This window comes from Sorangium sp. So ce381, from assembly GCF_051473845.1.
GTDB lineage: Bacteria > Myxococcota_A > Polyangia > Polyangiales > Polyangiaceae > Sorangium > Sorangium atrum.
In genome coordinates this window covers 7,352,201-7,366,706 of the sequence record NZ_CP150336.1, presented here as the reverse complement: position 1 = coordinate 7,366,706, position 14,506 = coordinate 7,352,201, and the positions used below count along the sequence as shown (strand labels likewise).

The following is a 14,506-nucleotide window of genomic DNA, read 5'->3' as shown; positions in this document are numbered from 1 at the left end:
CCGCCCATGCCCGCCCTTCGATCCTTGGCCCTGCCGATCGCGGTGGCCGCGTCGATGCTTGAGCTGAACGCTTGCTCTGAGCGGCCCACCAGCTTCCCCGATCGCGACGGTGTCATCGCAGCCCAGGCCGAGTGGTGCGCCGCGCTCGCCAAGCTCCAGCGCGCCGGCGCGTCCTGGGAGCACCTCAACGCGTGCAAGGCCGCCTACCCGACCGCGTCGCCCACGTACCTCCGCGCGATGACGAGCTGCTTCTCGCGCCGCATGGAGGCCGCCACCGAGAGCTCGCCGGACCGGAGCCAGATCATCCTGGAGTGCAACGACGAGGTGGCCGTCAAGCTCAACCCGGACGAGCCCACGGCGGCGCAGGTCATCGAGTCCCGCTGCGCGCGCATGGCCCGCTGCGAGAGGGTGCCCGTCCCCGCGTGCAAGAGCGCGTTCAGCAAGCTCGAGGGGGCCCAGCGCGCGATGTTCACCACCATCTACAACGCCACCGGCCGTTTCGAGATCATCGACTGCCTCGAGAACGCGAGCTGCACCGACAACGAGGAGGCGGGCCGCCAGGCCTGTTACAAGCCCATCTCCGACGCGCTGCTCTGGTTCCCGGACTGAGCCCCGCGCGCTGGCGGTCGCCGTCTCGTCCACGCTGGCGGTGATCTTCTCGTCCGCGCCGCCGGCCCTCTTCGTCCGCGCCGCCGGCCCTCTCGTCCGCGTCTCGTTGCCGCGAAATCCCTGGTAGCGTGCCGCGTATGCGAACCGCCCGATCTCGAACCGGTCCCCTGTCTCAGCTCGGCGCGCGGCGTCCGCGCGCCGAGCGTCCTCACGCCCGCCCCGCCGCGACCCAGCCCGGCGCGGCGCGCCGCCTCTTCCTCGCCGCGCGCGTGGTCGCCGCCGCGCTCGCGCTGATCGGGGCGTGGCTGCCCGCGAGCGCCGCGCACGCGGCGGGCACCGTCACCATCGTCGACCGCTCGCCCAAGGAGGACGACGGCCGATGGAAGCTCAAGATGACGATGAACTACGGAGCGATGCCGCACCTCGGGCACATCCCGATGCTGTTCTCGTTCACGCCGACGGTGCACTACGAGCGAGCGCTCACCGACAAGTCGCCCGAGACGCCGATCCTCGTCCGCATCCCGCTCCAGAACCAGCAGTCGATCAACGAGAGCATGGACGTCGGCTTCTCCGACAGCAGCGGCAAGGTCTTTGCGATCACCAAGTTCGACTTCGTCATCCGGCGCGATCGGGGCTTCGAGGCCGGCGAGTACGAGCTCGTGATCAAGCGCGCGGGCGACGGCGTGCAGATGGGTCAGAAGCAGAAGATCACCCTCCAGGGCGACAACCCCGTCATCGATCGCCGCGCGATCGTCTTCAGCGGCGAGAAGAAAAAGAAGGACGACAAGGCGGGCAAGGCCGAGGCCGAGAAGAGCGACGAGCCCGCCAAGGAAGAGGCATCCGAGGGCGCGCCCGCGGAAGGCGCCGCCGAGGCGGAGGCGCCCGTCGACGACGCGCCGCCCACCGAGGCGCCGCCGCCGGTGGAGCCCAAGCAGGGCGGCTGCGGCTGCCGGCTCTCGCCCGACGAGGCCGCGACGCCCCTCGCCCTGCCGCTCGTCGCCCTCGGCGCGGCCGCCGCGCTCGCGCGAAGGCGCAGCGAGCGCCGCGCGCGCCGCGCCTGACAGCGCCTGCGCCGCGAGCGCCCGGGATCGAGCGAGGCAGCCTCTGTGCTGGACGTTTCGCGCGCGGCCTCGGCCGGCCGCGCCTGCAGCACATCGTGATCGCCCTTGCAGGGACCACCCGAGCCCGCAGACAATCCTCCGCCGACGTCCGCTGTCCGCGACTCCCTCGCGGGCCCGCCGTCCCCAATCCAATCGATGAGCTCCCTAGTCCCTGCCCACCAGCACCCCCTGCTGTACGCGATCTTCGTGCGCGTCTGGCTCCACGAGCTCTCGCGCGCCGCCAAGGCCAGGGTGACGCTCGCCAGCGTGCCCGACGCGGCGCTCGACCGGCTCGCCGCGCTCGGGGTCGACTACGTGCACCTGATGGGCGTGTGGACGCTCGGCGAGGAGGGCCCGCGCCGCTCGCTCACGGATCCCGATCTGCGCGCCGAGTACGACCGCGTGCTGCCGGACTGGACCGAGGCCGACGTGGCGGGCTCCCCGTTCGCGGTCGCGCGCTACGAGGTGAGCCCCGCGTTCGGCGGCGACGCCGGCCTCGCAGATCTGCGCCGGCGCCTCGCGGCGCGCGGCATCGGGGTCATCCTCGACTTCGTCCCCAACCACGTCGCGCGCGATCACCACTGGGTGGCGGAGAAGCCCGAGCTCTTCATCGCCGGCGACGACGGCGCCCCGCTCAGCGGGCGCGATCCCTACATCCCGCCGTGGCCCGACACGGCCCAGCTCGACTACCGCCTCGCGGCGACGCGCGCCGCGTCCGTCGAGGCGCTCCGCAGCGTCGCGTCGCGCTGCGACGGTGTCCGCTGCGACATGGCGATGCTGGTGCTCGACGACGTCTTCCGGCGCACGTGGTCCAAGCGCCCGCCGGCGGAGCGGAAGGCCGAGGCCACCGGCGAGTTCTGGGCCGAGGCCATCGACGCCGTACGCCGCGACCACCCGAGCTTCGTCTTCATCGCCGAGGCCTTCTGGGATCTCGAGTGGCGCCTGCAGATGCTCGGGTTCGACTACACCTTCGACAAGAGCCTTTACGATCGGCTGAGCCACGCCTCCGCGTCGTCGGTCCGCGGCCACCTCGCGGCGACGCCCGACTACCAGCGGCGGAGCGTCCGCTTCATCGAGCACCACGACGAGCCGCGCATCGCGGCCGTGCTCCCCCCGGATCGGCGCCGGGCCGCCGAGTTCATCGCGGCGACGGTGCCCGGGATGCGGTTCATCCACCACGGCCAGCTCGAGGGGCGGACGGTGCGCGCCTCGCTGCACCTCGCCCGCGCCCCCGAGGAGCCGGTCGATCAGGCCTGCCTCGCCTTCCACGAGCGGCTGCTCGCGGCCGTGCGCCGCCCCATCCTGCGCACCGGGAGCTTCGCCACGCTCACCGCGCGCGGGCCGGGCGCCGACGCGTTCGTCGCGTACCGGTGGGAGCCGCTCCCGGCCACCGGCGCGCCCAGGAGCGCAGCGCCCCTCGTGGCGGTCATCAACTTCGCCCCGTCGCGCAGCGGGTGCCGCATCCCGCTCGACATCGCCGGCATCGCCGGCCGCAAGGTCCTGCTCGCCGACCTCATGACCGGCAACGAGCACCCGCGCGACGGCGACGAGCTCGTCGATCTGTCGCGCGGCCTCGGCGTCGAGCTCCCCGCGTACGGCATCCACCTCTTCGAGATCCGGCGCTGAGGCGCGTCGCGCCCGGGTCTTCCCATAGCGGGGTGCAGATTCGTGTGATGCGGGCTCAGCCGCTAGGCAGGCGAGTGAGGCGTACGAAAGTACGCCGCAGCGAGCCGAACGACGCGGCTGCGCCCGCAGCGCACGAAGATGCGCCCCGCGATAGCCCTTGGAGATCTGATGTCTGATCCTGGCGCGGGCGCGCCCCTCCGCCTCATCACCATTCCCTGGAGCCACTTCTGCGAGAAGGCGCGGTGGGCGCTCGATCGCGCCGGCGCGCCGTACCGGGAGGACGCCTACCTCCCGCTCGCCCACGCGCTCCCGGCGCTGCGGGCCGGCGGGCGCCGCTCCGTCCCGGTGCTCGTCTCGCCGGCGGGCGTGCTCCACGACTCGACCGACATCCTGCGCTACGCCGACACGCTCGTGCCGCCGGAGCGCGCGCTCTTCTTCCAGGGTTCCCGCGAGCCCGCCGCGGGCCGCGCCGAGGTCGAGGCGCTCGAGGAGCGCTTCGACGTCGACCTCGGCCCCGCGACCCGCCGCGTCGCGTACTTTCACCTCCTGCCCGACGCGGAGGGCGCGTTCGCCTTGATGGGCGGGTCGTTCCGCTCGCTCGAGGGCGCCGGCGCGGCGCCGCCCTGGTGGTTCGGGCGCGGCACCTTCCGCGCGTACTACCCGGTCGCGCGGGCGGTCATGAAGCGCGCCATGCGCATCGACGCCGCCGCCGCCGAGCGCTCGCGCGGCAAGGTCCGCGCGGTCTTCGACGCGGTGAACGAGCGCCTGCGCGATGGGCGCCCGTTCCTCGTCGGCGACCGGTTCTCGGCGGCCGATCTCTCGTTCGCCGCGCTCGCCGCGCCGCTGCTCGCGCCCGAGCACCACCCGTCGCCGCTCCCGCCGCCCTCCGAGCTGCCGTCCGATCTCCGCGCGCTCGTCGAAGGGCTCCGCGGCGAGCCGGCCGGCGCGTTCGCCCTGCGCATGTACCGCGAGCACCGGCGCGCGAGGCCCGGACCAAGCGCCGGCGGGTGACGCTCGAAGCCGCCTGGGCGTGGGCCGGCGCCGATGCCGGCCTGCGCGCTCACGTGAGCGGCGCGCTCACGCGGGCGGCGCGCTCACGCGAGCGCCGGCACGCCCGCGATGAGATCGCGCGCCGCCGGCCCTGCCTTCAGCGGGTCGCGGTGCGCGCCGAAGTGCCGCGCGTGATCCCGGACCGCGCCGATCGCCGCCTCGGGGGAGAGGCCGTGCCGGGCGCGCAGCCACGCTGCGAGCACGACGCCCGCGCGGCCCGCGCCGGACGCGCAGTGCACGACGGCGGGCGCGCCGCTGGACTCGGCGCGCCTGAGCGCGTCGAGCGCGCGCTCCAGCGCGTCGGGCGAGGGGAGCGCGCCCCCCTCGAGCGGCACGTGCGTCACCCGGAGGAACTCGCGCTGGTAGCGGCCGAGGAGCGGGATCCGGTGGAGCGCCAGCTCTCCCTCGTCGAGCAGGCAGAGCACCTCGCGCATGCCGTGCCGCGCCATGAAGGCGAGCCACGCCTCGACGGGCGCGTCGCTCGGATCCGGCTGTGAGGCCGAGCTCGGCGCTGCGACCACCGACGAGCGGATCCCGGAAGCCGACCAGAGCGCCATCCCGAAGCCGGGCCGCTCCGCGCCGTGGACGATCCGGTCGAGCGGCGACGCGGGCGCGAAGTTGAAGGGGGCCGGCGTCATCTGCTCGTGCGCGCTCCGGTAGAACAGCTCGAACTCCGCGACCGACACCTCGAGCTCGGGGTCGTCGATGGAGCCCGGCCGCACGCGCCGCACCTCGGCGATGGCCTCGGCAGCCGACCTGCCCAGCGACACGAGGCGGCACGCCAGCACGACGCCGGTGCGCCCGACGCCGCCCTCCCCGTGAACGGCGATCGGCCGCGGCGCCCGGCCGAGGAACGCCACGGCGCGGAGGAGGTCCACGCTCGGGATGCGCGTGAAGTCGGCGAGCGGGCAATGCAGGTGGATGAGCGGGCCCACCGCCGCAGGCGGCGGCGCCCGGCGCGAGAGCGACACCAGGCTGCGGAAGCCGAGCTCCGCGAGCTCCTCGACCGCCTGGGGCGCGTGGGGGTAGGCCATGCCGGCGAGCTCGCCGGGGATCACGAACGAGAAATTTTCGAGCTCACTCATAGCCGTCGCTCGGTGCGCAGGAGGTCGTGGCTTGCGCCTCGGGGTGGGGCATCGGCCTGCACCTCGCGTCGAGGTCGCAGCTCGTCGCAGCGCTTCGCCGCCTCGCGCTGCGAGGCAACCGGGAGCAGCTGCATCGGGCCGTCGGGCGGCGGCCGCTCGCCCGTCCTGCGGGCGAGCGGGGCGCCGGGCGGGCGGTGGCGGCGAGGCCGAGGACCGCCGAGATCGTGGGCCTGGGCGCGAGGGCATTCCTCATGGTGGGTGCGCATTGTAACGGCAGTTCCCCGCCGCATGGCAGCCGTCACCGCGGGGTGGTTCGTCCTGGTCGCGCCGAGCCGCGCGACGGGCGGGTGGTGCAGGTGAACAGCGGACGGTGCGGGTGAATCCCGAGGGGCGGGTGGATCCCGAGGGGCGGCGCGGCGGGGCCGCGCCCCGACGATCGCACGTCGCTCCTGGTTCCCTCGGCACGGTCCGGCGTGTATGAAGGGCCCGTGGTCCGCTTTGCCCTCGCCCGGACGGCCATCGCGCGTCCGCTGATGCTCGTCGCGCTCGGGCTGGGCGCGGCGTGCAGCGGCGCGGCTTCGCCGACGACGGCGCCAGCGCCGCCGCGCCAAGGTGAGGAGGCGCCCGCGACCCCGGCGCCCGTGGGGGCCCGGCCGGAGGCTGCCCCCCAGCAGGCGGCGCCGCCCGGCCCGGCCGAGGCGCAGGCCTTCGTGGCCGCCGTCGACCGGGAGCTGCGCAGGCTGCGGATCCAGTCCGCGCGCGCGTCCTGGGTCAACCAGACCTACCTCACGGACGACACCGACGCGCTCGCCGCCTCTGCCGAGGAGGCGAGCATGGAGTACCTGAGCCGCACGATCAAGGCGGCGGCGCGCTTCGACGGGCTCGCGTTGCCCGCGGATGTCTCCCGCCAGCTGGCGCTCCTCAAGATCTCGACCTCCCTTCCGGCTCCGAGCGACCCGGCGCAGCGCGCCGAGCTCGCCGCGCTCTCTGTCGAGATGACGAGCCTGTACGGCAAGGGCAAGCACTGCCCGAAGGCCAGGCCAGGGCGGGCGACGACCGCAGCCCGGGGGGCTGCGCCCGCGGGCGCAGGGGCCGAGCCGAAGTGCCTCGCGCTCGACGAGCTCTCCAGCATCCTGAAGACCAGCCGTGACTGGGACGAGCTGCTCGACGCGTGGGCGGGCTGGCACGCGATCGCCCCGCCGCTCCGGCCGAAGTTCGAGCGCTACGTCGCCCTCGGCAACAAGGGGGCGGCGGAGCTCGGCCTCCCGGACGTCGGCGCGCTCTGGCGAGCCGGCTACGACATGCCCCCCGACGCGTTCGAGGCCGAGACCGAGCGGCTCTGGGGCAAGGTGAAGCCGCTCTACGACGAGCTGCACTGCTACGTGCGCGCCAGGCTGCGCGCGATCTACGGCAAGGACAGGATCGGCGAGAAGGCCCCGATCCCGGCGCACCTCCTCGGCAACATGTGGGCGCAGGAGTGGTCGAACGTCTACGCGCTCATGGAGCCGTACAAGGGCCAGCCCTCGCTCGACGTGACGCGGAAGATCAAGGCGAAGAAGCTCGACGAGAAGAAGATGGTCTCGCTCGGCGAGCGGTTCTTCACCTCGCTCGGGTTCGACCCGCTGCCGGCGACCTTCTGGGAGCGATCGCTGCTCAGGAAGCCGGCCGACCGCGAGGTCGTCTGCCACGCGAACGCCTGGGACGTGGGCGACCGGGACGATCTCCGCCTCAAGATGTGCATCGAGCCGAGCGAGGAGGATCTCATCACGATCCACCACGAGCTCGGGCACGTCTATTACTTCCACCAGTACTACAAGCTCCCGATCCTCTTCCAATCGGGCGCCAACGAAGGCTTCCACGAGGGGATCGGGGACACGCTGGCCCTCTCCGTGACGCCGAGCTACCTGAGGTCGCTGGGGCTGCTCGACAGGGTGTCCCAGGACGAGAAGGGGGTCATCAACTTCCTCTTCAAGAAGGCGCTCGACAAGATCGCGTTCCTCCCGTTCGGCAAGCTCATCGACCAGTGGCGGTGGGATGTCTTCTCGGGCAGGACGAAGCCGGCCGACTACAACGCGGCGTGGTGGGCGCTGCGGCTGAAGTACCAGGGCGTCGCGCCGCCGGTGCAGCGCAGCGAGGCCGATTTCGACCCGGGGGCGAAGTTCCACGTCGCGGCGGGCGTCTCGTACATGCGCTACTTCCTCGCGCACATCTACCAGTTCCAGTTCCACCGCGCGCTGTGCAAGGCGGCCGGGCACACGGGGCCGCTCCACACGTGCTCGATCCACGGCAGCGCGGCGGCGGGCGAGAAGCTGCGCGCCATGCTCTCGCTCGGCGCGAGCCGCCCGTGGCAGGAGGCGATGCAGGCGGTGACGGGGGAGACCGCCGCCGATCCGGGCGCGATGCTGGAGTACTTCGAGCCGCTCCGGAGGTGGCTCAAGGAGCAGAACAAGGGTGAAGTCTGTGGGTGGTAATTGAGCGTGGGTGAGCGTAGGTGAGCTGTGCGCGTCTTCGTCGCCGTTGATCCGGGAGCCGAGCTCCTCGCCAAGGTCGGAGATCTCCTGCGGGAGATCTCGCCACGGGCTCCGTCCGCCAAGTGGGTGGAGCCTGCTGGGCTGCATATCACGCTCGCCTTCATGGGCGAGATCGGAGAGGAGCGCCTGCCGCTCGTCATCGCTGCCGCCGGGAGCGTCGCCGCATTCCACAGGCCGCTCACGTTGCGCATTGAAAAGGGCGGCGCGTTCGGAACGCGGCGCCGCCCGCGCGTGCTCTGGCTCGGCGTGGGCGGCGCGGTCAGCGCCCTCACCGCGATCCACCGCGACCTGGAGCAGACGCTCTCGATGTCGACGGGCTACGTGCCGGAGGACCGGCCGTTCGAGCCGCACCTCACCCTTGCCCGCTCGCGCGATCCGCGCGGCGATCCGGCGCTTGACGCCTGCGCTCAGGCGGTCGGCAGCGTCGACTTCGGCGAGACGCGGGTCGAGGAGATCATCGTCTACCAGAGCGAGCTGACCCCGAAGGGGGCGCGCTACACGGCGCTCGCGCGCGTGCCGCTCGAAGGGATCGGCACCCCCGAGCCGGCGCGCTGAGCGTCGTCCTCCGCCGAGGTGCTGCGAGCCGCCGCTCGCGGGAGTGTTGCACGCCGTCCTTCCAGAGGACGGCGTCTCGCTCGGGCTCCGCTCGGGCTTCTCAGCGCTTGCGCGGCCCGGCCGGAGGGATGAGCCCGAGGCGCACCGCCTCCTTGTAGGCGAACGATCGGCTCAGCCCGAGCAGCCGCCCGGCCGTCGCCGCGTTGCCGCCCGCTGCCCGGAACGCTCGGGCGAACGCCTCGCGGCGGGCCCTCTCGAGCGCCTCTGCCAGCGGCTCCACGGGCTGCCCCTGCAGCGCGTCCGCGAGCCGCAGCCGCTCCCCGGGGAGCTCGATCCGCGGGGCGGGTGAGCGCTCCGGCGCGTCGCCATCGATCGCGTCGACATCCTCGCTCCGTACGACGATCGCCCTGCCGGCTGCGCTCTTGCCCTCCGAGATCGTCCGGCGAAGCACGGCGCGCTCCACGGCGTTCTTCAGCTCGCGGACGTTGCCCGGCCACGCTCCCTGCGCGAGCGCGCTCAGCGCCGGCTCGGTGAAGTCCACCCGCCCCGCGCCGAGCTCGGCCGCGAGCTCGGCGGCGAAGCGCTCGCAGAGGGCGGGGATGTCCTCGCGCCGCTCGCGCAGGGGCGGCACGCAGATCGGGTAGACCCAGAGCCGATGGAACAGATCGGCGCGAAAGCGCCCCTCGGCGACCTCCCGCCGGAGATCGCGGTTCGTCGCCGCGACGACCCGCGCGTCGACGCGGCGCGCCCGGTCCTCGCCCACGGGCTGGATCTCCCCCTCCTGCAGCGCGCGCAGGAGCTGCGCCTGCGCCGAGAGCGGGAGCTCGCCGATCTCGTCGAGGAAGATCGTCCCGCCGTGCGCCGCCTCGAACCTGCCGGCGCGCGCGGCCGTGGCGCCGGTGAACGCGCCTCTCCTGTGGCCGAAGAGCTCCGATTCGACCAGCTGCGCGGGGATCGCCGCGCAGTTGACGATCACGAGCGCCCGGCTCGCCCGGGGCGATCGCTCGTGCAGCGCGCGGGCGACGAGCTCCTTCCCCACGCCCGTCTCGCCCGTGACGAGCACCGGCACCGACAGCGGGGCGAGCACCGCGATCTCGCGCTCGATCCGCTGCATCGCGGCCGATCGGCTCGCCGGCGCCGGGCCCCTCGACGCCGGGCCGAGCGCGCGGCGCGCCTCCGGGCGGGCGTCAAGCAGCCCGGCGCCGGCGTCGAGCCGCAGCGCGCCGGCGCAGAGCCCCGCGAACACGCGCGCGTCGTCGTCGTGCAGGCCGCGGAGGCCGTGGGGATCGCAGGCGTCCAGCGTCAGCAGCCCGGCGAGGCGGCCCTGCACGTGCAGCGGCACGGCCATGCAGGCGTGGATCGGATGGATCTCTCCGTGACTGCCGAGCAGCCAGCCGCTGTAGGGATCAGGCTCGCTCGGGTCGAGGAACCGGATCGGCCCGGCCGCCTGCGTCGCCCTGCGGAGCCGCGGGTGCTCTGCGGGCCGGAAGCTCATCCCCAGGGCGGCCGGCGACAGCCCGATCTGGGCGGCGACGCCGACCGAGCCGTCCTCCGCCGCCGTGAGCACCGAGAGCGCGTCCGCCGCCGTCACCCGCGCGAGCGCGCGCAGGATCCGCTGCAGCGCCTCGTCGCGGGCGGGCGCTTCCGACAGGCTGAGCACGGCGTCGAGCAGGGTCACGCGGGTTCCTCTGAGGAGACGGGTGCGACGGAGGTTTCCTGTCGGAGACTCCGGCAGGAAACACCGTGAGGTGCAGCGGAGCAAGGCGCGCGGCGGGCCGGCGCGCGGGTGGGCGCCGCCGGAGCGGCCGCCCTCGGCAGCCGGCCGGGTTTCCCATGGGAAACCGCCGCTTGTCGACGGGCGCGCCGAGCCGGCGAGATCGACGCGATCCGCGGAGAAACGCCCCTGGCACGGCCCGTGCGAGCGCGTTCGGCCAGCGCGCGCCGACGGGCGAATCGACCGCCGACGATGGCTAGCACGGGCGCAGCGCCCGGCCTGGAGGTTTGTCATGGGATTGAACGTTGGCTTGCTGCGGGAGAGCTTCGAGCTCGTGATCGAGAGGGAGCCCAACCTCACGCACCGTTTCTACGGGATCCTGTTCTCTCGGTATCCGCAGGTGAAGCCGCTCTTCGGGCGCAATAGCCAGGAGCAGCAGGAGAAGATGCTCACGGAGGCGCTCGCCGCGGTCATCGACCGCCTGGAGGACGCGTCGTGGCTCGAGGAGAAGCTCATGGCGATGGGGGCGAAGCACGTCGACTACGGCGTCACGGACGCGATGTACCCCTGGGTCGCCGACGCGTTGATCTCCGCGATGGCCGAGGTCGCGGCCGCGGACTGGTCCCCGGCGCACCAGAAGGCCTGGACCGACGCGCTCGGCGCGATCGCCTCGCTCATGCAGCGCGGCGCGAGGGAGTACGGCGCCGCGAGGCCCCACGCGCCGCCGCCCGCCGCGCACGCGGGCGGCTAGGCCGCGCACGCTGGCGGCCAGGGAGGCGAGCCCCCTCGACGTTGTCGCCCGCGGAGCCCGCGCGTCGGCCGGCGGCGTCACTCCCCCATCGCCTTCACGACGACGCGCTTGCGCCGGCCGCCGTCGAACTCCGCGTAGAAGATCTGCTGCCAGGGCCCGAGATCGAGCTTCCCCGCGGTGATGGGCACGATCACCTGGTGGTGCACGAGGATCGATTTGAGGTGGGCGTCGCCGTTGTCCTCGCCGGTCCTGTGGTGCTTGTAGTCGGGCCCCTCGGGGGCGAGCTGCTGGAGCCACGCCCAGATGTCCTCCCAGAGGCCCGGCTCGTGGTCGTTCACGAACACGCCGGCGGTGATGTGCATGGCGCTCACGAGGACCATGCCTTCCCGGATGCTGCTGGCGGCGACGACGGCCGCGACGCGCTCGGTGACGTTGATGAGCTCGCGCCTGGCCTTCGTCTCGAAGTAGAAATAATCGGTCTTCGACTTCATGGCTTCTCCCCCGCGCGGGTCACGGAGCGTGACGGAGCGCGCGTGATCGACGATCGCGCCCCGGCGGCTTGCCGCCGCGGGCGCGCGCCGGCTCCCGGGCTCCATAGCCCACCTCCAGGCCCTTCGCGAACCGCGTGCGGGCGCCGCGCCGCAGGACTACGATCGAGCGCCGTGAAGGCGGCGCGGCGGCGGCTCATCCTCGATATCGTGGCGACCGACGCGACGTTCGAGCGCACCGAGATCCGGGGGCAGGCGGCGTGGGTGGGCAAGTGCATCCATTGCCTGTCGCACGTGGTCGTCGGCCTCGACGGCGAGCCGATCCAGCGCGCGACGATCGAGCACATCGTCCCGCGCGCGCACGGCGGGACGGACGCGCTCGACAACCTGGCGCTCGCGTGCGGCCGGTGCAACGCGCTGAAGGGCATGCGGCTCGACGTCCGGCGCCGCGACGACCCGAGGCTCGTCGCGGTGATCGAGCGGCTCAGGGAGCGCAAGGCGAGCCGCCTCCGCGGCGCCGGGACGTAGCGCCGCTCCGCCGTGGCGGTGCGGGCATGGCCCCCGCGCAGGAGGCCCCGTCGGGATCCGGACGCGCGGCCGCGAGGGCTCCCTCCTCGCGGCGCCGCGCTCAGGGGTAGAGCCGCTCGACGCGCCAGCCGTCGCCGTGGCGGACGTACACCACGCGATCGTGCAGGCGGTTCTCCTGGCCGTACCAGAACTCGACGCGCTCCGGCACCACCCGGTAGCCGCCCCAGAACTCCGGCCGAGGCACCGGCCGGCCCTCGAAGCGGAGCTCGATCTCGCGCACCCGATCGAGGAGCGCCTCGCGCGAGGGCAGCGGCGCGCTCTGCCGGGACGCCCACGCGCCGATCTGGCTGCCCCGCGCGCGGGTCTCGAAGTAGGCGTCCGACTCCGCGTCGCTGACCCGCTCGATGCGCCCCTCGACGCGGATCTGTTCGGCGGCCTTCGCCCAGTGGATGCACAGCGCGGCGAACGGGTTCGCCGCGAGATCCATCGACTTGCGGCTCTCGTAGTTGGTGAAGAACACGAACCCGCGATCGTCGATGCCCTTCAGCAGCACCATCCGCGCCGAGGGGCGCCCGGACGCGTCCGCCGTGGCCAGCGTCATGGCGGTCGCGTCGGTCGGTTCGGTGGTTTGCCGCTGCTCGAGGAGCTCGCGCGCGAGGACGAACGGATCGGTCGGCTCGGTGATCATGGTGAACCGGTGCTCATGGTGAAATTGCGTCATGCATATACAAGCAGAGCGCGCCGCTGGCGAACCTGCGATGCGCGCGCGCGACACGCGCGACCTCGGGTGGACAATGGCGGCGCGGCGGCTTCCCTTGCTCCTCGCCGATTTCCGGGAAAGCTCGCGTTGTCGCGCACGCGCTGGTTTGATACTAGCGGAGGGGCAGAGCGAGGGCGTGCATGGTCGTACCGGTGAGCGTGGGGGACGTCCTCGCGGAGAAATACGAGGTCGAGCGCGTCCTCGGTGAAGGCGGGATGGGCGTTGTCGTCGCCGCCCGCCATCTCCTGCTCGGCGAGCGGGTGGCCATCAAGTTTCTGCGGCCCGAGGCCCGCGAGCGCGCGGACCTCGTCGCCCGCTTCCTGCGCGAGGGGCAGGTCGCGGCGCGCATCCGCAGCGAGCACGTGACGCGCGTGTACGACGTCGGCACGCTCGCGCGCGGCGAGCCTTACCTCGTCATGGAGTACCTCGAGGGGACCGATCTGAAGGCCGTCCTGCGCGACCGCGGGCCGCTCCCGGTCGCGCTCGCCTGCGACTACCTGCTCCAGGCGTGCGACGCGCTCGCGGAGGCGCACGCGCTCGGCATCATCCATCGGGACCTGAAGCCGGCCAACCTGTTCCTGACCCAGCGGGCCGACGGCAGTCCGCTCATCAAGGTCATCGACTTCGGCATCTCCAAGATGGCCCTCGCGGCGGAGGCGGCCGCGCCCAAGGCGCACGACATGACCGAGAGCTCGGCGATGCTGGGCTCGCCGTTCTACATGGCGCCCGAGCAGATGGTCTCCTCGAAGAGCGTCGACGTGCGGGCCGACGTCTGGTCGATGGGCGCCATGCTCTATCAGCTGCTCACGGGCGCCGTCCCCTTCCGGGGCGATTCCGCGATGGCCATCTACGACCGCATCCTGGAGGGACCGCCGCGGCTCGACGCGCAGCGGTCCGACGTGCCCGAGCGCCTCGGCTGGGTGGTCCAGCGCTGCCTCCAGAAGAGCCCCGCCGATCGCTTCGGCAACATCGCCGAGCTCGCTGCCGAGCTCGCCCGGTTCGCGCCGCCGCACGCGCAGCACCTGGCTGACCGCGCCGCGCGCGTGCTGCAGATCCGCCTCGACGCGAGCGCCGAGGCGGGCCGCGCGCCCGGGCCACCCCGGCGCTCGACCTCCACATCGCCCGGGCCCGCGACGCCGTCGTCCAGCGACTCGGGTGGGAAGGGCGTGGCGGCCGGCTCCGCGTGGGATGGCGCGCCCACGGCGCTCCTCTCGGACGGCGCGGCCACGGATCGCTCCTGGGGCGGCACGCGCGCCTCGTCGCGCCAGGGCGGCGGGGCGCGCGCCCTCGGGATCGCGGCGGCCCTCGCGGCGGCGCTCGTGGGCGCCGCGGGGCTCGCGTGGCTCGTGTGGTTCGCGCTCCGCGCCCCCGCGTCGGGTGGGGCGCCGCATGCGGCGTCGGCGTCCTCGCTGGCGCCGGAGGCGCCCCTGGCGCCGGAGGCGCCCTCGCGCGACGCGGCGGTGCCCGCGGCAGATCTGGCTGTGGGCAAGGCGGCCGAGCTCCTCGACGGCGGCCCTGCGCCGCCGCCTGAAGCGCCCGTCTCCGAGCTCGCGACCGCGCGGCCGACCGAGAGCGGGTCTGCGGCGCCGCGGCCGATGGCATCGTCGAAGGGCGCGCGGCCGTCGGGGCGGACGCCGCCGACCCGCCCCTCGTCGACTGCGCCGCAAGACCTCTTTTCCGATCCGCGATGACATCCCGTGAGCCCAGGA

13 protein-coding genes are annotated in these 14,506 nt (G+C 73.6%); 9 read left to right on the top strand and 4 right to left on the bottom strand.

Features of this window, described 5'->3' with window-relative positions:
* The first annotated feature begins 6 nt into the window (after positions 1–6).
* The 4 genes from WMF29_RS27450 to WMF29_RS27435 all read left to right on the top strand — a co-directional run bounded on the left by WMF29_RS27450 (position 7) and on the right by WMF29_RS27435 (position 4,346).
* The gene (locus WMF29_RS27450; protein ID WP_437323096.1) at positions 7–609 is read left to right on the top strand and encodes a hypothetical protein; all 603 of its coding nucleotides are present in this window, start codon (positions 7–9) and stop codon (positions 607–609) included.
* A gap of 137 nt (positions 610–746) precedes the next feature.
* Entirely contained in the window at positions 747–1,670 is a 924-nt protein-coding gene (locus tag WMF29_RS27445) for an MYXO-CTERM sorting domain-containing protein (protein ID WP_437323095.1), read from the top strand.
* 195 nt (positions 1,671–1,865) lie between these two features.
* Entirely contained in the window at positions 1,866–3,335 is a 1,470-nt protein-coding gene (locus WMF29_RS27440; RefSeq protein ID WP_437323094.1) for an alpha-amylase family glycosyl hydrolase, read from the top strand.
* Positions 3,336–3,503: 168 nt separating this feature from the next.
* Positions 3,504–4,346 carry a glutathione S-transferase family protein gene (locus tag WMF29_RS27435; protein ID WP_437323093.1) on the top strand — a complete coding sequence of 281 codons (843 nt, stop codon included), beginning with the start codon at positions 3,504–3,506 and terminating at the stop codon, positions 4,344–4,346.
* An 83-nt stretch (positions 4,347–4,429) separates the two neighbouring features.
* Here WMF29_RS27435 and WMF29_RS27430 read toward each other — a convergent pair whose 3' ends face one another.
* Positions 4,430–5,470, bottom strand: a complete 1,041-nt coding sequence (locus tag WMF29_RS27430; RefSeq protein WP_437323092.1) for a phosphatase domain-containing protein — start codon at positions 5,468–5,470, stop codon at positions 4,430–4,432.
* Between the two features lie 533 nt (positions 5,471–6,003).
* Here WMF29_RS27430 and WMF29_RS27425 point away from each other — a divergent pair.
* Positions 6,004–7,941 carry a M2 family metallopeptidase gene (locus tag WMF29_RS27425; RefSeq protein ID WP_437331174.1) on the top strand — a complete coding sequence of 646 codons (1,938 nt, stop codon included), beginning with the start codon at positions 6,004–6,006 and terminating at the stop codon, positions 7,939–7,941.
* A 27-nt stretch (positions 7,942–7,968) separates the two neighbouring features.
* On the top strand, positions 7,969–8,556 hold the full coding sequence (gene thpR, locus WMF29_RS27420) for an RNA 2',3'-cyclic phosphodiesterase (RefSeq protein WP_437323091.1): 588 nt from the start codon (positions 7,969–7,971) through the stop codon (positions 8,554–8,556).
* A gap of 100 nt (positions 8,557–8,656) precedes the next feature.
* Here the strand turns inward: thpR and norR are convergent, their stop codons facing one another.
* Positions 8,657–10,234 (bottom strand): nitric oxide reductase transcriptional regulator NorR, encoded by a 1,578-nt coding sequence (gene norR, locus WMF29_RS27415; protein ID WP_437323090.1) that lies wholly within the window; start codon positions 10,232–10,234, stop codon positions 8,657–8,659.
* A 328-nt stretch (positions 10,235–10,562) separates the two neighbouring features.
* Between norR and WMF29_RS27410 the strand changes: the two genes are divergently transcribed.
* Positions 10,563–11,021, top strand: coding sequence for a globin domain-containing protein (locus WMF29_RS27410; RefSeq protein ID WP_272094004.1), 459 nt, complete (start codon positions 10,563–10,565; stop codon positions 11,019–11,021).
* A 77-nt stretch (positions 11,022–11,098) separates the two neighbouring features.
* Here the strand turns inward: WMF29_RS27410 and WMF29_RS27405 are convergent, their stop codons facing one another.
* On the bottom strand, positions 11,099–11,512 hold the full coding sequence (locus WMF29_RS27405; protein ID WP_437323089.1) for a secondary thiamine-phosphate synthase enzyme YjbQ: 414 nt from the start codon (positions 11,510–11,512) through the stop codon (positions 11,099–11,101).
* A 171-nt stretch (positions 11,513–11,683) separates the two neighbouring features.
* Between WMF29_RS27405 and WMF29_RS27400 the strand changes: the two genes are divergently transcribed.
* Positions 11,684–12,037, top strand: coding sequence for an HNH endonuclease (locus tag WMF29_RS27400; protein ID WP_437323088.1), 354 nt, complete (start codon positions 11,684–11,686; stop codon positions 12,035–12,037).
* A 100-nt stretch (positions 12,038–12,137) separates the two neighbouring features.
* On the opposite strand, the gene pdxH is transcribed toward WMF29_RS27400, so the two are convergent.
* Entirely contained in the window at positions 12,138–12,758 is a 621-nt protein-coding gene (gene pdxH / locus WMF29_RS27395; protein WP_437323087.1) for a pyridoxamine 5'-phosphate oxidase, read from the bottom strand.
* Positions 12,759–12,937: 179 nt separating this feature from the next.
* Here pdxH and WMF29_RS27390 point away from each other — a divergent pair, with 179 nt between their 5' ends.
* Positions 12,938–14,488, top strand: coding sequence for a protein kinase domain-containing protein (locus WMF29_RS27390; RefSeq protein WP_437323086.1), 1,551 nt, complete (start codon positions 12,938–12,940; stop codon positions 14,486–14,488).
* The last annotated feature ends 18 nt before the right edge of the window (positions 14,489–14,506 follow it).